The 23,097-nt window shown below is 48.6% G+C and carries 11 protein-coding genes; 8 read left to right on the forward strand and 3 right to left on the reverse strand.

The window, feature by feature from the left end:
- Positions 1–58: 58 nt before the first annotated feature.
- The 7 genes from ACEW9O_RS00175 (at position 59) to ACEW9O_RS00205 (ending at position 11,187) form a co-directional block, all read left to right on the forward strand.
- Positions 59–535: a GNAT family N-acetyltransferase gene (locus ACEW9O_RS00175; RefSeq protein WP_373548085.1), complete on the forward strand. Its 477-nt coding sequence runs from the start codon at positions 59–61 to the stop codon at positions 533–535.
- Positions 536–549: 14 nt separating this feature from the next.
- On the forward strand, positions 550–1,881 hold the full coding sequence (locus ACEW9O_RS00180) for an aspartate aminotransferase family protein (RefSeq protein WP_373548086.1): 1,332 nt from the start codon (positions 550–552) through the stop codon (positions 1,879–1,881).
- 433 nt (positions 1,882–2,314) lie between these two features.
- Positions 2,315–2,653, forward strand: a complete 339-nt coding sequence (locus ACEW9O_RS00185) for a PadR family transcriptional regulator (protein WP_373548087.1) — start codon at positions 2,315–2,317, stop codon at positions 2,651–2,653.
- Positions 2,650–5,298 carry an ABC transporter permease gene (locus ACEW9O_RS00190; protein ID WP_373548088.1) on the forward strand — a complete coding sequence of 883 codons (2,649 nt, stop codon included), beginning with the start codon at positions 2,650–2,652 and terminating at the stop codon, positions 5,296–5,298. The genes ACEW9O_RS00185 and ACEW9O_RS00190 overlap by 4 nt, the downstream gene beginning before the upstream one ends.
- A 441-nt stretch (positions 5,299–5,739) precedes the next feature.
- Positions 5,740–8,817: a SusC/RagA family TonB-linked outer membrane protein gene (locus tag ACEW9O_RS00195; protein WP_373548089.1), complete on the forward strand. Its 3,078-nt coding sequence runs from the start codon at positions 5,740–5,742 to the stop codon at positions 8,815–8,817.
- Between the two features lie 31 nt (positions 8,818–8,848).
- Positions 8,849–10,363, forward strand: a complete 1,515-nt coding sequence (locus tag ACEW9O_RS00200) for a SusD/RagB family nutrient-binding outer membrane lipoprotein (protein WP_373548090.1) — start codon at positions 8,849–8,851, stop codon at positions 10,361–10,363.
- A 38-nt stretch (positions 10,364–10,401) separates the two neighbouring features.
- Positions 10,402–11,187 (forward strand): DUF4397 domain-containing protein, encoded by a 786-nt coding sequence (locus ACEW9O_RS00205; protein ID WP_373548091.1) that lies wholly within the window; start codon positions 10,402–10,404, stop codon positions 11,185–11,187.
- A gap of 108 nt (positions 11,188–11,295) precedes the next feature.
- Here ACEW9O_RS00205 and ACEW9O_RS00210 read toward each other — a convergent pair whose 3' ends face one another.
- From ACEW9O_RS00210 to ACEW9O_RS00220, 3 genes are all read right to left on the reverse strand, one after another.
- Entirely contained in the window at positions 11,296–18,228 is a 6,933-nt protein-coding gene (locus ACEW9O_RS00210; RefSeq protein ID WP_373548092.1) for a T9SS type A sorting domain-containing protein, read from the reverse strand.
- Between the two features lie 668 nt (positions 18,229–18,896).
- On the reverse strand, positions 18,897–19,292 hold the full coding sequence (locus ACEW9O_RS00215) for a hypothetical protein (RefSeq protein WP_373548093.1): 396 nt from the start codon (positions 19,290–19,292) through the stop codon (positions 18,897–18,899).
- Between the two features lie 325 nt (positions 19,293–19,617).
- Complete coding sequence (locus ACEW9O_RS00220) at positions 19,618–22,791, reverse strand: ExeM/NucH family extracellular endonuclease (protein WP_373548094.1); 3,174 nt, start codon at positions 22,789–22,791, stop codon at positions 19,618–19,620.
- 105 nt (positions 22,792–22,896) lie between these two features.
- Here ACEW9O_RS00220 and rpmI point away from each other — a divergent pair, with 105 nt between their 5' ends.
- Positions 22,897–23,094 carry a 50S ribosomal protein L35 gene (gene rpmI, locus ACEW9O_RS00225; protein WP_013767519.1) on the forward strand — a complete coding sequence of 66 codons (198 nt, stop codon included), beginning with the start codon at positions 22,897–22,899 and terminating at the stop codon, positions 23,092–23,094.
- Positions 23,095–23,097 lie beyond the last annotated feature (3 nt).

A 23,097-nucleotide genomic window follows, 5' to 3' on the forward strand; every position in this document is an offset into this window, starting at 1 on the left:
CTTGGCTGAAACAGACCTAAACCTTCTCAACCTTCCTAAACCTCCCTAAACCTTTAACATGACACCTATCACCATCACCACCGTCTCTCCTGCCGATGAGCAAGTACAAACCCTCATCGCCAAACTGGACGCCTTCCAAATCGAACTGTATGGCCGGGAAAACTGCCACCTCGACTCCATCGAAGTCCTACTCAAAAGTGGTGCCCACATGCTCGGTGCTTACTCCGGCCCGCAATTGGTCGGCATCGGTGCCGTAAAAATCATGGGCGACTACGCCGAAATCAAACGCATGTACGTGGAAGAAAGCCATCGCGGAATGGGCATTGCGGAAAATATTCTTTCTAAGCTGGAAGCTTATGCCCAGGAGCAGGGTATGACGCAGTTGTATTTGGAGACCGGGGTGTATCATACGGCTGCGCAACAACTGTATCGGAAGTTGGGGTATACGGTGGTTGAGCATTTTGGGGATTATCCGATTACGGGGTTGAGTGTGTTTTATGAGAAAAAGTTAGACAAACCCTACCTTCCTGGCTAAAAATCCACTCATTCATGCCAGCACCAGTCAACCAAGGCGAGAACATCCGCTCCCTCGTCATCAAAAACAACGACACCACCCAAGCCTTGCTCGAACGGGATGCCCAAGTCTTTTTTCACCAAACCCTTTCCACCCCGGTTTTCAACACCATCACCCGTGCCGAAGGGGCATACATCTATGATGGTTCAGGCAAAAAATACCTCGACCTGCACGGCAATGGCGTGCATACGGTAGGGTATCAAAATCCCAGGGTAATCCAGGCCATTCAGCAGCAAATTGCGAAAAACCTAACCTTTGCTCCTCGGCGATTTACGAATGAGCCAGCCGTGGAATTGGCGGAAAAACTGGTGAGCGTTGCCCCGGAGGGACTTACCCGCGTCCTTTTTTGCCCCGGCGGTTCCGAAGCCATTGAAATGGCGGTGATGCTGGCCAAATTGTATACAGGCAAGTGGAAGACCCTCTCCTATTATGGCACTTTTCACGGCGCGGGATTTCAGGCAGTTTCGCTTGGCGCCGATGCGCATTTTAGGGAAGGTTTAGGGCCAGTGATTCCCGGGGCCATTCACCTTGAATTACCGGATTATTACCGCAATCCCTGGGGTTGGACCGATCAACAGCAAATCGACGACGAATACCTGCGGCAGTTGCGCACCCAAGTTGAGTTCAATCCCGATATTGCGGCCCTGATCAGCGAGCCTATTTTTTACAATTCTACCGTACCCACCCGCTACTATTGGGAACAGGTGCAGGCGCTGTGCAAAGCACAAAATATCCTGCTCATTTTTGATGAAATCTACACCGCCTTTGGTCGTACGGGCAAAATGTTCGCCAGTGAACATTTTGTAACGCCGGATATTGTTGTCGTAGGAAAAGGATTTGGTGGCGGAATCATCCCGTATGCAGGCATTATTGGCCGCGAAGGGCTGAATGTACTGGAACACAAGTCCATTGGGCATTATACCCATGAGAAAAATCCTCTGTGTGCAGCGGTAGCCAAGGCGGTAATTGAAGAAGTGGAGCAAAAAGAGTTGGTAGCTCATGCGCATGAGCTAGGGGCATACTTCAAGGCTGGTTTGATGGAGCTGCAGGCGGCGTTTCCAATCATCGGCAATGTGAGTGGCCTCGGCCTCAATCTGGCAGTGGATTTGGTCAAAGATCGCAAGTCCAAAACACGGGCGATTGAAGAAGCCAATCAATTGATGGGATTCTGTATGGAGCGGGGGATTTCGTTCAAGTTGATTCAGGGGAATATTTTGAATTTGAAGCCAGCGCTGGTGGTGACGAAGGAGGAGGTGGATTGGGTGCTGGAGGTGCTGAGGGAGGGGTTAAATGCATTAAATCAATAGACTTTAGGCGTTTTGATTATCAAGCAACTGGGTAACTTTAGGCATGACGACCAGCGGCAGCGCCGCCAAAACGTCGATAGCTCAAGGAACGAAGATAGATTTTAAGGTACGTAGTACCGCAACTATTGCATTTTGTTCCGGTGCGCCGCACCTTAAAAGCCTTGCTTGGCCTAAATGCTATCGACGTTTTGGCGGCTCTGCCGCTTGTCGGTGTTTCTTAATCAGCTTTGCTCGCTGATTACCAATTTACTTCATATCTGGTGACTTTCAAAAAGAACTTTCTATTCATCACTCCTCATTTATTTCTAGGTTTTGGGCACCCGCGAGGGGTGCCCCTACATCATCACTCATCATTTATCGATCATCACTCACTTTATTTCATTTGCAAATCTGAAACATATCCATTACTTTTACTTTTGCAAAACAAATCACCATGCACCGCATCCACCTCGGCGAATTTGAAGAACTCGTTTTACTACTCGTAGCCGTACTCCACGGCAATGCCTACGGCGTATCCGTAATGGAAGAAATTGAACAACAAACTGGGCGCTCGGTCAACATCAGTGCCGTGCACGCCGCCTTGCGCCGCCTGGAAGAAAAAGGCTACCTCCGTTCGGAATGGAGTGAAGCCACAACCCAACGCGGGGGCCGCCGCAAACGCCTTTTCGACATCACCCAAGCCGGGCGGGCCGCGCTGGAACAATCGCGCGATACCTACCTGAAACTCTGGGATCAAATCCCAGGTTTTGTGCCCAAAACCAACATGGCATGAGCACAGCCAAGCCACCACGGCCACCGCGTTGGGCCGACCGCTTTTTGGAGTGGTATTGTCGGCCCGAGTTGCTGGAGGAAATCCAGGGCGACGCTTATGAATTATTTGATGTACGCTGTGCGGAAAAAGGGCCAAAAACGGCCCGCCGCGCCTTTGTGTGGGATGTCTTGCGTTCTTTCCGACTATCGACCATTCGCAAAATCACCCTTCAATTTTCACCCGACATGTACAAAAGCAATTTCAAAATCGCCTGGCGCAACATGGCCAAGCACAAAATGTATTCGAGCATCAAAATCGGCGGCTTTGCCATTGGGATCGCTGCCTGTTTATTGATCGCCTTGTTCATCCTGGATGAACTCAATTACGACCGCCATTACCCCGAAACAGGGCGCATTTACCGCGTGGTGGCCGAGATGACCGACGGAGAGTTTGCGGGGAAGGGAGTAGATTTTCCTGCCCCTTTTGCCAAGGCCCTGAAGGATGAATTCCCGGAGTTTGAAAAAGTGGCGCGCATCAATCCGAATAGCCTTTTTACCGGAGGAGGCAATCCCATTCGCCGCGCCGAGGCCACTCAAAACACTTACGAAGAAGGGTTCACTTTTGCCGATCAGGAATTACTGGACATCCTGCAAATCCCGATGGTTTACGGCGACCCCAAACACGCTTTGGACGAACCCAATACTATCGTCATCACCAAACGTAAAGCCGACAAATACTTCCCCAATGAAAACCCCGTGGGCAAAACCATCATTGCCAACAACAATACCGATGAGCCTGTCAAAATTGGTGGAGTTATCGCCGATTTCCCCCCTAACTCCCACCTCCAATTCGATTTTTTGATCACCATGAAGGGTGTGGAGTTTTACCCTGGTGAGGGGAACAATTGGAACGCCAGCAATTACCACACCTACGTCCTACTCCGGCCCGGGACAGACATTGTCAAACTGGAGCAAAAGTTAATGCCCGTCATTGTTGACAAATACCTGGGCATCAATCTTTCCAAAGCTGAGGTAGACCGGGTGAAACGCACCGGAAGAATCTACCTGCAAGCTGTCCCTGACATCCACTTGCATTCCGCCGATATCCACGATGGCATGAGTCATGGCGACATCCGTTTTGTTTGGCTATTTGGGGCCATTGCGGGGTTTATTTTGCTGATTGCAGGCATCAATTTTATCAACTTGTCCACTGCCCGTTCAGCCAATCGGGCCAAAGAGGTGGGCTTACGCAAAACGGTGGGTTCTACGCGGGAATATCTGATTGCGCAGTTTTTGAGCGAGTCCTTATTGTTCAGTGCCTTTTCCTTTCTGCTGGGTTTGATTTTAGCTTGGTTGCTCCTCCCCTACTTCAACCAGCTTTCTGGCAAATCCCTGCAGCTTCCCTGGCTCAGTTGGTGGTTTTTGCCCAGTATTGCCGTCTCCACCATTTTGGTGGGTTTACTGGCGGGCGTCTACCCGGCTTTTTATCTTTCTTCTTTCAAACCCATCAATGTGCTCAAGGGTAATCTGAGTAAGGGTAGCAAAAACAGCAGCTTGCGGAGTGCCCTGGTGGTGTTTCAGTTTACCACTTCCATCGTGCTGATTATCGGCACCCTCGTCGTAACCCGCCAAATGAATTACATCCTGAACAAAAAACTGGGTTTTGAAAAGGATCAGGTCATGCTGCTACAAGGCACCCAAACCCTGGGGGATAAAACCCAAACCTTGAAAAAACAATTGCAGCAATTGCCCGCGGTGGATGCAGTGACCATCAGTGATTATTTGCCCATCAAGGGGGCCAAAAGAAATGGCAATACGGTTTGGGATGTCAAAAAAGAACAAGATGGCAATTCCTTCGGCACCCAATTTTGGCAAGTGGACTACGACTACATCCACACCTTGGGGATGAAAATGATCCAAGGCAGGGCCTTTATTGAGGCCATGCGCAGCGATTCCCAAGGGGTAATCATCAACCAATCTCTGGCCAAAAAGCTCAATTTTGCCCAACCTTTAGGCGAGCGCATCACCAATGGTAGGCAAACTTTCAACATCATCGGTATAGTGGAAGATTTTCATTTTGAATCCATGCGTGAAAACATCGAGGGAATGTGCCTGGTATTGGGCAATAGCCCGAACATGGTGGCGGTAAAACTACACAGTGACAACCTGCAAAAAGCGGTGCAAGACATTAGCGCTACCTGGAAAAGCATCGCCCCCAGCCAACCCATTCGTTACACCTTCCTCGACGATAGTTTTGCCCAAATGTACAGTGATGTAAAACGGATAGGGCGCATCTGTAGCAATTTTGCCATGCTGGCCATCATAGTAGCCTGCCTGGGTTTGTTTGCCCTTTCTACCTACCTGGCCGAGCAACGCAGCAAGGAAATTGGGATTCGCAAGGTATTGGGGGCATCGGTGGGCAGTATTTTGGGTATGCTCCTGCAAAATTTCCTCAAACTAGTCTTAATCGCTCTGGTGATCGCGGCACCCCTGGCCTGGTACTTGATGCAGGAATGGCTAAAGGATTTTGCGTACCGCTACCAGATTCGTTGGGATGTGTTTGTGTTGGCGGGAGTAGCCGTGGTTTTGATTTCCATTCTGACTATTGGTTTTCATGCTCTGCGCAGTGCCTTGAGCAATCCGCTGGATGCACTGCGGAGTGAGTGAGGTGTTTTTGCATTGCCACAAAGGCACGAAGACACAAAACCCAAGCGAAAAAAATTAGCACAAAGGAAAAAAAAGAGGACTCAAAGGACACAAAGTTAGATGTTGACAAAGGGATGCATTTGAGTTTTGATCTCAATCAACCCTCATTTTGGGCAAAAAGTCTAGTCAACGTCATAGCTTTGTGTTCTTTGTGCTGCCTTGGTGTTTTCTTTGTGAAAATAATGTCGCTCATTGCACAATAATATACCGAAACCTTATATCTTTATCCCCGTGCAGTCTTTTCACTCCTCATTGTGCTGGCAAATAGATAGACAAAACTCACAGACTTACTGCATTCAATCCCTAAGTTTTTTACCTGCATCTTAGCCGCCAGGTGAGTGGCTTCATACCTGCTCGCCAGCACGACTTAAATACATGTCTATCATTTAAAACAGTAGTAGTATGCTCAAGTATTACCTCACTAGTACACCTGTCTTGCTGCGCAAGATGCTGGGTGTTTTTTTATTGATTCTCGGCTTTGGAGCCACTGCTTTCGCCCAGCAACGGGTGAATGGAAAAGTACTCGATGCCGATGGCACTGCCCTGCCGGGCGTGAGTATCCTGATTCAAGGAACAGAGAAAGGTACTGTCACAGGTATTGAAGGAGAGTTCAGCCTGGATGTACCTGCTGATGCGGTGCTCGAGTTCAATTTTTTGGGTTACCTCAAGCAAATTGTTGTGGTCAAAAATCGTACCGCTATCACCGTAACGATGGAAGCCGACAGCAAAGTTTTGGATGAGTTTGTGGTAACCGGGATGGGGCTCAAAACCAAAAAGGACGCATTAGGCTATTCTACAACTACGGTTTCCGGAAAGGAGATTGTTGAATCCCAACGCGACAACTGGTTCAACTCTCTGGCAGCCAGAATTCCTGGCGCTAGCGTGGGCAATACTTCGGGGATGGCTGGTTCATCGAGCTTGATCAACCTGCGGGGAACGTCCTCGTTGTTTGGCTCCAACCAGCCACTGATTGTTGTGGATGGCGTATTGGTAGACAATTCTACTTTCAACCAGGGCGCTTTGGTCAGCGATCGCCCCAACCGGGACAATGACTACACCAACCGGGCCGCCGACATCAATTCCAACGATATTGAAAGCATCACTGTGCTCAAAGGCCCCGAAGCAGCGGCCATTTACGGCGCAAATGCGGGGAACGGTGCCATTGTGATTACCACCAAAAAGGGCCAGGTTGGTCGCGGAAAGCTGAGTTACGACAATGCCTTTCGGGTAGAACAAGTTTACCGGATTCCAGAAACACAGTCTGTTTTTGGACAAGGTAATAATGGGATTACTGACCTGAATACCCGTCGGACTTTTGGCCCAGCCTATGGATCGGAAGTTCAATTGTACAACAACCGCGACAATTTCTTTCGTCAAGGTTTTTCTCAGCGCCACAACATGGTTTTTGAAGGAGGCAGCAAAGACGTGACCTATCGCTGGTCTAACTCTTTCCAGGACTACAAAGGAGTGATTCCCGGAAATAGCCTGCAAAATTTCTCCTCACGCCTGGTGGGAAGTGTACAACTTTCACCTAAAGTACGTGCCGAGACCAACTTTGCCTACATCAATTCAGTTAACGATAAAGTGTTCCGCGGAGCGAATGGGGTACTGCTTAACCTGCTTTCCTGGCCAGCCAACGACGACATCAGACAATACGAAACCGCAGCGGGAACCCGTCGCCGTTTGTTGTCCAGTGCCACAGAATTGGATAATCCGCTGTTCAATGCCGACCGCAACCTCAACCAAGATCAAACCAACCGTTTTCAAGGAAGCATCAACCTGATCATCGAGCCAGTAAAATGGTTGAGTATGCGGGCTACATTGGGTACCGACCGCTATACTCAATCGGGGGTTACGGTTGAACATCCTGAATCCAATGCTGGTCTCACTGCCAATGGCCAGATTGAGTCTTATATCGCGATCAACCGATTGGACAATGCCAACTTTACGGCTCGGGCTAACAAAAAGGTGGGCAAGTTGGGCGCTTCATTATTGATTGGCACTCAAATTGTTTCCAACCGCAGCGACGTAAATTCTATACGCGGTCAGAAGTTTTTTGACCCTGATTTTTACAGCATCAACAACACCGACCAGACCACCCATCGTGCTAAAAATTCGATCGTCCGCAAACACCTTATTGGCGTTTTTGCGCAGGCAGAAATCAATTACGATGAGTTGGTTTACCTCACTGCTACGGGTAGAAATGACTGGACTTCTACTTTGCCTCCAGAAAACCGCTCTTATTTTTTCCCTTCCATGGGTTTGAGCTTTTTGGCGTCCAAATTGATTCCAGAAAACAATGTCCTGACTTACCTGAAATTGCGCGCCTCTTACGCTGAGGTGGCCAAAGACGCTCCACCACACCGAATTGGTTCTATTCTGGAGCCACGTTTGACAACTGGTGGTGGATACTCTTACGGTTTCTTTGGTGGCAACCCCGGCTTGAAACCAGAATATGTGGTAGCCCGGGAAGTTGGTTTTGAAGCACGGTTCTTCAAAGATCGGGTAACCCTCGATTTTGCACACTTCTTCCGTACTTCTTACGACCAGATTTCACCACCCCGTACTAGCTACGGTACAGGTTTTGTTTTGAGCTACATCAACAGTGGTACCCTGAGCAACTGGGGCTACGAAGCCTCTTTGGGCATCACTCCGGTAAAAACGCAAAACATAACCTGGTCGGTTAACTTCAACTTTACCCGTTTAGATAGCCGTGCAGATCGTTTGCCACTTGATCTTCCTGAGTATTATGTAGCTGACTCCTGGTTGTTTGGCAACGTAAGAAACAGTTTGTTCAAAGGTGGTCCGTTGACTACATTTGGTGCAGTAGATTACCTCCGCAACGACAATGGCGACATCTTGATCAACCCGGGTAATGGTTTGCCCGAACTGAATACCAACGTATTCACCGTAGCAGGTGATCGGAATCCAGATTTCACCATGGGTATTTACAACAACTTTAGCTTCAAAGATTTCAGCTTGAGCTTCCTTTTCGACATTCGTAGAGGTGGCGACGTATTCAACGGCAATGCTGCTTTTCTGTACAGCAATGGCTACTCTACTCGTTTGATCGACCGTACTCAACCTTACGTATTTAAGGGGGTTTTGCGTGATGGCCGTCAAAATACGGACAATCCAACGCCCAATACGCTGGCGATTGTGCCTCAATACCAAACCGGATTCTTTGGTGCTTTATCTGATGCTGATTATATCGAAAAGGACATCAATTGGGTACGGATGCGCGAACTGAGCTTGAGCTACCGATTCCCCACTGGCATCGTAGGCGGCGGTAAATTTGTACGTTCTGCCTCGGTATTTGTTACGGGCAACGATCTGTTCATCATCACCAACTATACCGGTGCCGACCCTGCGGTAAATGGCAATAGTGCTGCTTCACCTGGTGCTGGATCAGTAGGATTTGATTATGGTACTTTGGCTAACCCACGGGGTGTCACCCTGGGTGTTCGCTTAGGATTGTAAGCCCTATTGTTAAACATTAAAGCATACCAACATGCAACATAAATTTAGTCGAATCTTTTTCATTGGGCTGCTTGCATTATTAGCCAGCAGCTGCGATGAATTTTTGGATGTCAATACCGACATCAGCAAACCTCAAACCGCTTCTGCACCCGTACTTTTGCCACCTATGTTGTCGGATATGGCGCGTGGAGAGCAGTTTGATTCCCGCTTTGTAGGGCAGTTTGTGCAGTACTGGCACAACGTTACAGCGGGATCTACTTATGAGGCACACGGCAGCCCTTCTTCGGATGCTAACGCCGAAAAATGGCGCTCTCATTACTACGCAATTGGGCTTAATGTTGATTTGATCATTACCGATGCCGAAGCAAAAGAACAATGGAATTATGCGGGAGTAGCCCGCGCCATCCGTGCTTGGAGTTGGCAAACCTCAACGGATCACCATGGGGACATGATCTTCAAACAAGCCTGGGAGCCGGGTCGTTTTATCTTTGATTTCGATTCACAAGATCAGATTTATGAAGAAGTAAGGCGCTTGAGCACCGAAGCACTTGAATTGCTAAATCGCCAAGGCGAAGCCAGTACGACCGCAATCTTGGCGAGAGGTGACTTGGTATACGCCGGTGATGCGACGAAGTGGACGAAGTTTGTTTATGGAGTATTGGCGCGCAATGCCAACCACACCAGCAACAAAAGCACTTACGATCCTCGCAAAGTCATCGAATATGTAGACAAAGCGCTGGCCAGCAATAGTGACAACTTCCTCGTTCCACATGCAGGCAACAATACCGATGACAGCAATTTTTACGGGCCCTTGCGCAACAACCTGACCGTTTACCGGCCTTCAACTTACATTGTAAACTTGTTGGACAGTGTACTCTTGCCTGCGCGTGATCCCCGGCTTCCCATCTTGCTGACTCCTTCTTTGGATGGCAAGTACCGTGGGATTAATCCAGGTGCTGGAGACCCTACTAACTCGGCAGCAGCAAGCAGTCCAACCAAGTTGCCAACTCTGTTTGGTACCATAGTCAGATCAACTGCAGACAAGGGCAGCAAATTCATTTTCCGGGATAATGCAACTTTCCCGATCATGACCTATGCCGAAATGCAGTTCATCAAGGCGGAAGCTGCCATCCGTGCCAACGACCCAGCGATGGCCCTTACCGCCTATACCAATGGCATCAAAGCACATATGGATTTTGTAGGGGTTACTGCCGCGAATCGCGACAAGTACATTGCCAGCGCAGCGGTGGTAAAAGATGCTTCGGCACTGACCATTTCTGATGTGATGATTCAGAAATACATTGCCCTCTGGGGAATTGGGGCTGCCGAAACCTGGGTGGATATGCGTCGCTATGCCTACAATAAGGATATTTGGAAAGGCTTTGCACTACCTACTGTTCTTTCTTCTGACAATGGAGGAAAATTGATACAACGCGCTCGTCCCCGATTCAACTCAGAGTACGTTTGGAATGCGGAATCTTTGAAGACGATTGGAGCAGATCAACCCGATTACCACACCAAAGAAATGTGGTTTGCATTGCCCTAATCCCCTATTCCTTATTTCATCCATCAAGAAAATAGCTTATGAAAAACCATAAATTTCTGTTCATTCTGGCTTTTTTAGCCATTGGCCTGTGGAGCTGTGAGGAGGAGGAATTCGATTTTCTTCAAAATGCTACTCCTGTCTCTGCTGAAGCTCGGGTCAAGTTTTACCATGGCATCCCCGGAGGGCCTGCCGTTGACTTTTTGTGGCAAGGCAAACGCCTCAATGGTGGTCGAGTCACGGTAGCCACTGGGGCTTTCCTGCCGGTCACCTACAGCAATTTTTTCCCAGCCTTAAACAACGAGTACTCCGCAGTACCTGGAGGAGCCGGGAAATTAGAGGTTGAAGTTCCTGACAATCCGCTGGCCAAACCTGCTACTACCAAAACGACGGTAGTCAGTACGGATGCTACCTTGGAAAACGGGAAAAACTACACCTTTGCGGTGTACGGCACTGCAGCAGCGCCTAAGTTCAGTGTGTACAATGATGAGCTGCCTGCTCGCTCCAGCAATTTGAGCTATCTCCGCATTATACACCTGCTAAATGGTGGCCCTGCGGTTGATTTTGGCGTTGCTGGTGCTGCTGCACTGGGGTCTAATGTGGCCGAGGGGGCTGCTTCCTCCTGGGCTTCGTTTCCCATTTCGACTACGAACGGCGTGGTAAGACAAAGGATTTCGATCCGCGCTGCTGGCTCAAGTACTGCATTGTTGACTACGGGTGATATTGATTTTCAGGTTGGTCGTTGTGTCACGCTGGTGGTGCGCGGCAATCAGGGTGGAACAGGTACTCTTGTTCCGGCTTTATCTACGTTGATCAATCGGTTTTAGACCTTTGTGGTTCGCGTAAGGGCGCCCCTGTGTGGGCGCCCTTATGCCCCTATACCCCGGGCGCCCTTGGGAAATTCCGTAGGGCGCCTACAGAGGGGCGCCCGTACGTTATTTTTTGACCATTTTTCGTGTTGCCGAATATCGCGCACTCCGGAATGTATAATACAACACCCCACTCGGCAACTCCTCATCCCTTAATTCAATCTGGTTCACTCCCTGCACAAAATCGCCCTTGATGCTCTTCAACAACCTTCCCGCTGCATCGAACACCAGCACTCTGCCCTCACTCGCCTCTGGCAAATAAAATCGGATCAGCGTACTTTCCTGGAAGGGGTTCGGTACGTTTTGGTACAACTCGAAGTTGGGCGTCTGAATCTCTGTTTCGTTGAAGCGCAACCGTATCGGGAGGCGTTCATCAGCAAAGTTATAGGCTTCCACTTGCATGCGCCCTGGGCTCAAATGTAAGACCTCACTCAATTTCACCTTGGCTTTTGCCCGAAACACCAACGTAAACAACACTGCATCTGGGTTCAATTGTGGTTGCTCGCTGTACCAATTGGTCGTAATCAGCCCTTCGGCTTTGAAGATGCCGAAGTTTTCAGCTTTGGCCAAACCATATTGGATGTCGACCAGTTCAGCCTTCGTGGTAGCATAACTCAGCGCCATTTGATAGCCTTGAATGTTGGTTAAATCTTTCACCCGAATGGCTACACTATGGAATTGCCCACTTTGTAAGCTTTGATCTTCCAGCTCAATCCACATTGGGTCGTTTTCCGTCCGAATTTCGGGGGTTTTGAAGCCCAAATTTGCCGAAACATTCACGTCCCCAATTTTGACCGCAATAAAATTGGCCCCGAGTTTTTGGCCTACCAGGTCGTTGATGCTGTGACTTTCCGGGAAGCTCTGCAACCAGGGGTTACCTGGGTCAGGGAAACGGTAGTTTGCATCTACAAAGCGCCAACTGGTATTGTTTTTGAATGCAATGTCCAGGTTCAAAATCAATTTTTGGATGGCGATCAAATCCAGGGTCGTAATCGATTTGGAAGCATTGGCATCCGCAGCGATCATTTTATAGGGAGAACTCAAAGTCGCAACCCCCAAGATGTGTTTGCGGATTTGGATCAAATCAAAAGTAGACACCCCATTGGCGTGATCGGTATTGAGTTTAGGTGTCAGGGTGTAATCATTGCCCTCTACCATATTGAGAAAAATGTAATTGCCCGTTGAGGAAGAATTGGTGCGATTGGAAGCCTGCCCACTGAGGATTACCTCCACATTGGGCAAACCTTGTCGCAATTCAGTTTGGATGATGCCACCTAGTATCCCCTGAGGCAATGGAATACAAATGTCGCCGTTGTTTTGTACCGTGATGAAATTGAGGCAAAAATCGTAATTCGGACCACCCAGTCGGCCGTCGGGTTGCACGGCCAGCGGGTTGTTGGCGCTATCCCAGGCGTACACTTGTACGATTACAGTGCCTTCGTCCGTACAAGTAAGGATGAGCGAATCCTGGTTGATGTTGGGCTTAACCCCTTCTCTGGTGATGGAATAGCGAATCGGCCCGGAACAATCCGTGGTCGGACTGGCAATAAAATCAGCGGCCTTGACCACCGCATAAGCCAGGTCTTCCTTGCCATCGCCATTGATGTCGCGGGCTGGGTTCAAAGCCTGTAAAGTGACCGTAATCCCACTTTTACAAATGGGCGAAGGTGCTTTACAATCCACTACCCGGAAGGTCAAATTGCGGGTACCAATATTGCCACAGGCGTCTTTCACTTGCACCACGAAGGAGTGGGTACCGATGGGATAGCTGCCTTTGATTTGAAAATTGGGGTAGGTGCCCTGAATTTCGCTCGCGGCCAATTGCCGATCAATCGTGCCATTGTTGTTGAGGTCAACCCCGGCACTCACTTGCAAACTACCCGGCGTGCAGTTTTCAAAGATGGTGAACAACAAGTCTATGCTGCCATTGCAGGAGCTGTTGTCGTTGCTACAAAATGGAGTGCCCTGGGTGTAATTGATCACAGGTTTGACCGTATCAATCACAGTGATTTGTTGGGTGTATTGCCAAAAACCGCGCGATTTAAGGGCTTGATTACTATTGCTGCTGCTCCAGTGGCCGATCGGGTTACCCAGGCCATCACAGGAGCGCCCGCGCTCGTTATTGCGGGGGAAAACATTGTTTTCGTTGTTGTCTTTGTCCAAATAGGTGACACCATTGGGACGAACCATCACCCAGAGGTTTTCATCCCCCGGCAGCAAGTCACAATCCATGTCCCGGCTCAGGATAGTGGGTGCCGAAACGTCGTCGTATTCACAAAGGTTGATTACCTGGTAGGTGCGGAAAATTTGATAGCAGCCTCCACCCGGAATGGTCAACTGTCGGTCTTCCACATTGAAGGCCAGATCATCACAGGCCAATTCATTCAACAACAAGGTATCGGGTATCGGCGTACCGCAATAACTTACGACATCTTTGGGGAATTTGATTTCGTAATTGTGGACTGGATTCACGGTGATGACTTGTTCACAAATGCTTTCAGAAACATTGCCTGCGGCATCTTTGGCTCTGAATTTGCGGGTAATGCTGCCCACTCTACAATTGTTGAGGTCAACCAGCGGCGTCAATTCTTCCCAGGTCACGGCACAGTTGTCTTCTACCGTAGGCAGACCAAAATTGCGCTGCAAAACCGCCAAACTGCTGATGTCCAAACCAGCCGGAATGTCATTGCAGTTAATGGTCCGATTCGGCGGCGGAGTGCAAAGGGGTGCCAATTTATCGTCCACTTGTAAGCGGGTGATACAGGTGTTGGTATTGCCGTATTTATCGGTCCCCCGCAGCTCGATGGTCACCAATTTGCCCACATCACAACAGGCTATATCTACAAAGGCATCCCATAGGCTATAACCGGGCACACTATCCGGCGCACATTCCGCCGGGATCAAACGCCGGACTTCCAGCTTTAAGGTATTGTCACAATTGTCTCGGCTACTTCTGTTGACATCGGCATTGGTGATTCTGGCCATGCCACCTCCACCGAGGGATACCACGAATTCGCTGTTGCAAACCATCGTTGGAGCAATGCGATCGAGCACTTTGAACGCCACTGTATCTTTGGTTTCTTGGTTACAAATATCGCGTACCGTAAAAATAAAGTAATGAGTACCTAACGGCACGTTCTGCACCTGACCATTCACTATGGGTAAATCCAATTTTGCCCAAATGATCCTTCCGGTTGGAAAACCAGAGATGGTTTCGGGTTGCCAGGAGTAAATTTCGGTCGTCAAAGTTGTCGTTGAACAATCCTTGATCTTAGGGCTGGGTAACGCAAAAGCCGCGAAACAATTGAATGGTGCTACGCTGTAGCGCAAGGTATCGTCGATTATTCCATTGCGGTCTAAATCCAGCTCGGGACTGCTAACAATGGGCGCATCAAAGTCACCCACTTCCACGTATTGGCGTTTTTCCAACAAGCGGCTAGGATCACACCAATCGATCAGTCTCCAGTTGCGGATGAGTGCGTACCGAGCACCACATATCGTTACTCGTTGATCGGTGTAAGTAGCAGAGTAATTGCAAGTATTGGCGCTGTTGTCGAGGTATACTTTTTTGCCAAATCCATTGATGAACCAGGGGCGGCCAGCAATGGTGGGGCTCAAGTTACCCTGAGCGTCCGTTGGCAAAGCAGCTTGTTCACAATTGGTTTTGACCAAAGTATCTTTTGGAAAAAAGATCGTAGTCGGGCGGCGGAAAAAGAACTGCTGCACACAAGTTGAAGCATTGCCAAACTTGTCCTTAACCGTAAACGTACGGATGATCCCCTTGGCGTAAGTGGGGTGGCAATTGGCAAAATTAAAGATCGCGTCGCTGAAAGTAATCGTCGTGCCCCCGCAATTGTCCTCCACCACTGGCCTCCCCGTGAAGTTGCGGAAAGTAGGGTCAATGGTTTTGACGTTGTTAAAAATAGAGTCAAAATCGGTGCAGACCAGTCCAGTAGTCAGGTCAGCAGGGCAAGATTTGATCTGTGGCCCGGTGATGTCTTGCAAAACGATGTTGACGTTGCAAGAAATGATATTTGGAGTGGGTTTAAAGCGGATGTAACCCGTTATGGTTTTGCCAACATAACTGGCCGGAACTGGGTTGGGCACTAAGGTGCCATTGTAGTTCAAAATCACCTCGAAGTCATCGTAACAATCAAACTTGTTGACCATCAACATGCCTGGAGTGATCAAGACTTCGCAAGAGCTGTTGACATTGATACTTAGGTCGGTACGGCAAGCAAAGGTTGGTTCATTTTTGATGACCACCACCTGTTTGGTCAAAGTACTGGTACAACCTACGTCTTTGGGCAGTAATTTACCCGCTGGATTCCCAGCATCAAAGGTATAAGTGACCTGATGGGTACCCGTGCCGAGGGTTTTGGGATTAAAGGTGGTGGCAGTTTGGCCGTTGATTCTGAAACTGCCAGTGCCCTGCACTCCGGCACCACCATTTCCGCTCAGAGCAATGGCTGGAGTGAACAAACAGATGGGGTTATCCAGGTCGAAAATCTGAATTTGGGGGTATTTGCACAGGTTGGAGATGGTCAAAACATTCGGAAATAGCGGGCTTTCTGCCTCCAAAGTGTATCCCTGCCCATCCAGGTGCACCCCGCGCAATACGTAAATGCTGGAATCGGCCTTGATCTTCACTTCGCGGAAAAGGGTGCCTGCTGCATACACATTGAGGTTGAGTGAATCCCGCAAGGTGGTACTTTTCACCCGCCAAATCTGATTGGGTAGTGCTGGGCCGATCACAATTTCTTCATCGAAGGCGCCATTGCCCCGGCAGGAGCAGGGGTCACCAATTTTTGGCCCTTTGGCATTGCTTATTTTAGGACTTCCACAGGCAGTCCCGGCGATGATTCCCACAACAACCACGGTATCTGCCGTATTTCCTGAAGCGTCCCGTAAGGTTACCGTGATGCGATGGAAACCTACTTCTTTACAAGTAAAATCCACTTTGCTCAGCGAAAATTGCACAATGCTACAATTGTCGTAACTACCTGCATCCACCGTGGAAGAATCGATGCGCAAGGTGCCATTTGTACCCAATTGTACCAATACGGTATCGGCACAAACAGGCACCGGAGGCAACACATCGTTTACGGTAACATTCACCGTACAAGTTTGGCGACGACCATTGGCATCCTCGATGGTCCAGAGCACCTGGGTAAGGCCTACTGGGAAAGTGGCACCTCGTAAGGTGCTATCACTAGGTGCTGCAACAAAGTTGTGGTATACCCGACTGATCCCACAGTTGTCACTGCGGTTGGAGGGATTGAGGCGGCGGTTGGTCACCGTATAGCCACAATCCTGGTCTCCATCAGCGTCGGAATTGATTACCAGATCGGCAGGACACTGAAAACTGGGATTCAAGGTATCGAGTACCGTCACTGCGGCCAAACAAATGGCCGTATTTCCTTCGGCGTCATATACCGTGAGCGTAACCAGATTTTCACCGATGTTTTCACAAGTGAAGGTGGTTTTATCCAGCGCCAAACTGTCCACGATACAATTGTCGGCGCTGCCATTGTTGATCATGGCTGGCGTCACCACTACTTTCCCAGTGGCATCCAGGTATACCGTGATGTTTTGACAGCGAGCGGCTGGTTTGACCTGATCAACTATTGTGATCAAGGTGCTGCAACTATCGGTATTCCCAGCAGCATCGGTCGCATACAACGTCACCTCAAGCTGACCCCGATCGGCACAAAAGAACCGATCTCGACTCAAACGGTAAGTCAACCCCGCGCAATTGTCACTGCCACTTGCATTGATCAAGCTTGGTAACAATACAGCCTGTCCATCTGATCCCAAAAAAATGGTGGTAGTCCGGCATTGTACCCGAGGTTTGATGGTATCCCTCACGGTTACAATTGCTGTACAGGTTTGTTGGTTTCCACTGCGGTCAGTAACGGTCAGTGTGAGCCTTTTTTCACCCAAATCAGCACAAGTAAAGCTAGTTTGGGACAAATCCAGGCTGGCAATGGTGCCACAATTGTCCACACTTTCATTGTCCACTGCACTGGGCAAAATACTGGCCTGGCCTTCTTCGTCCAAAAACACCTCGATGTTTTTACAAATGGCCGTGGGGCGAACGGTATCCAGAACCGTTACCGTTGCGGAACACAAACTGACGTTGTTGCTGGAATCCCGTACGGTCAAAATCACCAGGTTTTCACCCAGGTTGGCACAGGTGAAGCGATTGGGGCTGGCTTCCAGGCTTTTGATTCCGCCACAATTGTCGCGGCTGTTCAGGTTAAGCGAGTCAGCATTGAGGATCGCTACCCCATTGGCATTGAGGTAAATGGTGACATTGCGGCAATTGGCTACAGGACGAATGGTATCGAGCACGGTTACGGTAAAGTTGCAACTGTCGAGATTTCCACTGGCGTCTTCCAGGTAATAGGTATTGGCATTTTCACCCAGGTCAGCACAAGTGAATTGAGCTTTGCGCAAGCGAGGGTTGCGAAGTTCGCTACATTCTTCGGAACTGCCGTCGTCGACGCTGCTTATCGCTAAATCGGCAGTGCCTTCTTCATCCAGGTACAGGGTAACGTTTTTGCACCGGACCACGGGTGGCAGAAGGTCTTCCAAGTAGAGGGTCAAGGAATCACTTAGGGCAAAACAACCCGTACTGGACAAACGTACTCGGGTTACCGTACTATCAACTTGTGGTGGGAACTCAGCCGTATTGTTCAATTGATGGTTGAAGGCAAAAACGAAGTATTTGCCTGCGGCACGGGGGCCAAATTTTCCAGTAGAACTGGCTTTGGCCAAAAATACCCGATTGGTATCGGTCAGCCAGTATTCGGTGGCATACCCCTCCCCCACAAACGCGCCATTTACACTCACTTGGATGGAATCACCGGGGCAATGGCTTAAAGTGGTGGGGGTAAATTGACCTGCTGAAGCAGTACAGCTCTGTGCCTGAATTTGTGCGCTTACACAAAATATACAAATCGCCCATAGGACTATGGTGCGTATAGCTTCTCTCATGGTGTATTGGTATGTTAAAAAAGCTGAGAGCTTGTTTAAGTTTTTTGTTCGGGCTACAAACGGCCCATTTTCGCCTAAACTTCGTTCCGAAAATGCTCATTTAGCGCTGCTAAACTCCGCTTTTCGTGCCTCATTTAGGCAAAAATGGCCTCGTTTTCGCTTCCGCCCAAAAATCTTAAACAAGCTCTGAAAAAACACAAAAAGAGCTGAATGTAAAAAAATCACAAAGGTAATCCTTGAATTAGCATTTGTCTCGCCAAAGTAGTGGGTGGTGATTCATCCTTGGATCATGCTGAGAAAAGCTCCGTGGAGGCAGGTAAATGGTGGTGCTTTGCAGTGGGCAATGCAAGGGGCACAGCGCAAACAGGAATAAACGCATAAAATGCCCAAATCGGTGATTGGGTAAAACGTGTTGCATGGGACTATGTATAAAGTGATTAAAAAAACAGTTGCAATGATAACGTACGAGGGGGGTAAAATGTGTACCGGGAGGGGGAAAAAATGGAAAATAGTGGTTTTGGGGTAGGTTGTAAGGAATCAATTTGTGCAAGTGGCGCTTGCACAAATTCAGACTGAGGATAAGCCTCTGGAAACTGGGGTGTGTACTTTTCAAATCTCTTTCAACGGATAATATAGCCGCCGTACGGAGCTTCGCGTAGTATGGACGGCTATATCGTATTATGCTTAGTTTTTGACTCTATCTTAATAAAATAATACTTTTCTAGTAGATATGAAATTAGTATTCCAATTAAAATTGCGACAATATCATAAACATCAAAATTAGTCCCGCTTCCTGAGGTTCTTCCAAAATCACCTGTGATTTCATATAAAAGACAAGCAAATCCCACAATAAATGGCATCTTTAATCGCTTTGTTTTTTCAAAAATATTCGCTAAGCTGGTAAGACCAATGACAGAATAAAAACTTGGAATACTTCCTAAAACTATTTGGATAATTATTCCCCAATTATTCTGATATGCTATAAAACGAATTTTTGTTGCTACCAATAAATGGATTATTAACACTCCCAAGACTATTATTACTCTAATATTTTTATCGTTCATTTTACCGTTTTATTATTTTAATTAAGCATAACTTAAGCACTACCGCACGTCCTATTTTACTTAGTCGTTCCAAAGTGCGTGTATTTCTGCTTAGTCAGCACCCCTTCTCTACCTCGTTTCGCAACTCTTTAGTCCTCATTTTTAAATTTACACATGACGTGAAATATCCGACCAGTAAGGTAAAAACAAGAACTAAATCCTGCAAACAAGTGTGGAACTAAATTTTCAAATAATCAATCGCGCTCTTGATTCTTTCCCAGCCTTTGTGGGTAATGTGAGTATAGATTTCATTTTGCAAGGGTAAACATTCCCTTGTGCGCTTCCTTCACTCCACATCCCCCATTTTCACCCCAACAAACTTCACTTTCGCCCTACCCGCCAAATTACTCAGCCGCACAGTAACCGGATAAGCTTCCTTCCAAGGGCTACCCGGGTTTTTAAACACATACCCCGCATCCACAAAACGCCAACTTGGCACCGCTTTGAAGCGAGTATCCAGCCCCAAGATCAAACGCCGCATCAACACCAAATCCAGTGCCGTAATCGAACCTGAATTGTCCACATCGGCGGCCAATAATTGATAGGGATTTTGAATCGGCTTTATACCTAAGATATGTTTTTGCAAAGCAATAATGTCTCGGGTACTTACCCCCTCAGAGGCTTGAACATCCAAAGCGGGCGTTACAGTATACGTCCCATCATTGAGGTTACTGAAAGTGAAATTGCCATCGATGATAGTGGCGTTTTGAGCCTGTACCACACCACTCAGCGCCACGTTGACCCCAGCCAGTGGTTCTCCGTTCCTTTTGTTAACCACCCCATTGATCATACTTTTGGTAAAACCCAGGGTAAACCCAGCCACCACCGGATCGTGATCCGAACAACGAAACGGATCACCAATCGGGTCTTCCGAAGTACCCGGCAACATGTCCGCTGCATCGTACTGAAAACGGCTGAGCGATTCCACCGAGTTGATGTTCCATTTTGCACCCTGCAAAAATTGTCGGGCCATGCTGGGTGAAGCGAAAATATGGTCGAGGTCGCCCAAAAATCCATCAAAGTCCTTGCTTTGTCCGGCGGGAACAACGTTCACATAGCCGGAGGCCTCCAACAAACGCAAGGGATCTTCTTTCTCATAGGCATTGTAATCGCCGACCATCACAAAATCAGGATCACCCGAGCGGGTTGGATCGCCCTGCACCCAGGTCAGGATTTCTTGGATGGCATCGGTACGCACTTGATTGTAGGCGCTTTGGCCATCCAAGATGTCGGCATTGAGTCCGGTTCCGTCACCCAGTTTGGAACGCAGGTGATTGACAATCAAGGTAAATCGTTCACCGCGTTGATCGATAAAGGTTTGAGCGAGGGGCAGGCGGTTTTGCAAAAAAATCCCATTGCTGGAATTCAAAAAAACCGGGCCTCCATCGGGTCTCACTTTCGCCGTTTTGTAAATGATTCCCACCACAATTTGATCGGCACCGTAGCGAACTCCCGGGCCACTCAAGGCGTAAGTGCCCGGCCCGCGCAGCGCATTGAGGGAATCCACCAGTTCCTGAGCCGCGCTGCGATTGCCGCCGCCGTCGTTTTCGAGCTCTTGTAAGCCCAGAATATCCGCGTCCAATTGGATGATGGCCTGGAGAATTTTGCGCGTTTGCAAGCGGAAAGCGGTCAAGGTACGCGCACCCCGGGCGGTAGGAAAACCACCGCCAGTTCCGTCACCGTTGAAAAAGTTCAGTAGATTGAAGGTGGCAATTTTGAGGTCACCCGCCGGACGTGGCGCGGCTGGGCGTGGGTTATCGTTGGTAAAAACGACTGGGGCTAAAGGGCGTATGCGGTAATTCCCACTGCTGAATTCCAATACTCCACTGAGCCCTTCCACCGAGTTGCCCAAGCGCAGCATATTGCCCTTGTTCACTTGTAGGTGATATACTGGAATTCGGTAAGTATTGTTGTAGCGGTCATCCAGGATGATCCGTTCGCTAAATTTTTGTTGCTGGTAGGCTACAAAGTTTTTGACACTGGGCAAATTCAATTCGGTGTATTGCAATTGCAGACCACTGGAGGATAAGCTCAGCTCCCCCGTTTCTCCCAGCTCGTGATTAAACACAATGGTCAACTTTTGAGGAAAACTGACCCGCATGCCCTCAACGGCTTCCAGCGCAGTGCTTGAATCCTGGGGCAAGTGGATCAGCGCCGCAGGAGGCAAATCTTGCTTGGTCGCACATACTTTCAGATCGCGGACTTGGGTCAATATGGTCGCGCCGTCACGCTCCGCCACCTGAGCCCTGATCCTTACCCGGTCGCCGATGCTGACACGGGGGCCAAAGCCATTGTTGTATACAAAAAGCCCTTCCGAGCTGCGCTCGTTGTCGTCGTAGTCGAACTCTTCTTCCTGGATAAAAAAGCCCAACAAACTGCCATCTTCCTGTTCCTGAAAATCGGCGGTGACAATGGCTTCTACATCTACCGTTTGTCCCTCCAATGGCGAAATAGCTGTGCTGCCTTGCACCTCTGAAATCCAGGTGGCCTCGGTATTGCAAATAGTAGAACTACTGATGCTGAACCCAAAATGATAGTCCGCCACTAAATTATCGGGTGGGTCATTGGCGTCCTGGTCTTGTACTCCGGTGGCCAGGATGCTAACCTGGACAATTTCTCCGGCTAAAAAATCAGTTTGAGGATCTAATATAAAGGTATCCGTGGTGTCATTGGTAGCAAGACGGTTGAGGGTAAAAGCATGCGCTCCGCTACGCGAGCCAATCAAGCTTATTGCATTGGCGCTCAAAACCACCTTTTCATTGAACTTGAGCACAATATTGACATTGGTGGCCACTCCACTGGCTTTGTTCAAAGGTTGGGTGCTCAACACTTGTGGGCCTTGATCCAGTTGACCACAAATCACTGCATGTTTGCCCAAACCGTCAAAGGTATTCGTGGCAAAAACTTCCCATTCGCTAGCTGGATCAAAGGTATTGTTGGCGTCAGCATCCCCTTTACAAATGTCTTTGCGTCGCCGCAGGGTTTTATCTACGGTTGAAATGCTGGCATTGCCCCATCCAGCGTTACCCGGATTCGTACCAATTTGCCCAATCGCATCAATGACCGTACCATTTATACCTCCTTTGCGTAGTACAATGGCATCGTTTCCATCAAAAGCCACCAGATTGCTTGATCCTACATCCATCACCGCAATGATGGCGCGGTCGGCGTCGGTACGCCCCAATACAAAAACTTTACCCGCCGCCAGTGTACCAAATAAAGTCAATGAGGCGGTGGGGGTATTTGCCCCATTCGAGTACAATTGAAGCACGTAAGTACTCAAATTAATGGTCGCGCTGGTGCCATTGTAAATTTCGAGGGCTTTGTTGTTGCCAGAACCTTCTACATATTCGGAAAGGATCAAATCGCTGGGTTGGGCGTATAAAGTGATGAAAGTGACGAGATTTACCAATCCTAACAAGACAAATTTACCTGCGGAGCAGGTGTAGAAACGATCCATGGGAAAAATATTTGCGCAAAGGTATTCAGATTTTTTTCCTAAAAAACTAGATTAAGCTGAATGTTCTTCCTACATTTGCACCTCGTTCATAAAAACTGTTGAACCATGCCAAAGATGAAAACACATTCCAGCGCCAAGAAGCGTTTCAAGGTGACTGGATCCGGCAAGGTAAAGCGTTTCCAAGCCAACACTTCGCACTTAATGCGCAACAAAAGCAAACGTGCGAAATTGGCTCACCGCGACTCTACTCTTGTTTGTGAAGCAGATGAAAAGCGTGTATTGCGCATGCTCTGCAAAGCTTAATGA

The sequence above is a fragment of the Haliscomenobacter sp. genome (assembly GCF_041740695.1).
GTDB lineage: Bacteria > Bacteroidota > Bacteroidia > Chitinophagales > Saprospiraceae > Haliscomenobacter.

What these genes read in the sequence shown, in the direction of transcription:
- ACEW9O_RS00185 (WP_373548087.1), top strand. Translation starts at nt 2,315, where the DNA reads ATGCACCGCATCCACCTCGGCGAATTTGAAGAACTCGTTTTACTACTC.
- ACEW9O_RS00215 (WP_373548093.1), bottom strand. Translation starts at nt 19,292, where the DNA reads ATGAACGATAAAAATATTAGAGTAATAATAGTCTTGGGAGTGTTAATA.
- ACEW9O_RS00220 (WP_373548094.1), bottom strand. Translation starts at nt 22,791, where the DNA reads ATGGATCGTTTCTACACCTGCTCCGCAGGTAAATTTGTCTTGTTAGGA.
- ACEW9O_RS00200 (WP_373548090.1), top strand. Translation starts at nt 8,849, where the DNA reads ATGCAACATAAATTTAGTCGAATCTTTTTCATTGGGCTGCTTGCATTA.
- ACEW9O_RS00190 (WP_373548088.1), top strand. Translation starts at nt 2,650, where the DNA reads ATGAGCACAGCCAAGCCACCACGGCCACCGCGTTGGGCCGACCGCTTT.
- rpmI (WP_013767519.1), top strand. Translation starts at nt 22,897, where the DNA reads ATGCCAAAGATGAAAACACATTCCAGCGCCAAGAAGCGTTTCAAGGTG.
- ACEW9O_RS00180 (WP_373548086.1), top strand. Translation starts at nt 550, where the DNA reads ATGCCAGCACCAGTCAACCAAGGCGAGAACATCCGCTCCCTCGTCATC.
- ACEW9O_RS00210 (WP_373548092.1), bottom strand. Translation starts at nt 18,228, where the DNA reads ATGAGAGAAGCTATACGCACCATAGTCCTATGGGCGATTTGTATATTT.
- ACEW9O_RS00205 (WP_373548091.1), top strand. Translation starts at nt 10,402, where the DNA reads ATGAAAAACCATAAATTTCTGTTCATTCTGGCTTTTTTAGCCATTGGC.
- ACEW9O_RS00195 (WP_373548089.1), top strand. Translation starts at nt 5,740, where the DNA reads ATGCTCAAGTATTACCTCACTAGTACACCTGTCTTGCTGCGCAAGATG.
- ACEW9O_RS00175 (WP_373548085.1), top strand. Translation starts at nt 59, where the DNA reads ATGACACCTATCACCATCACCACCGTCTCTCCTGCCGATGAGCAAGTA.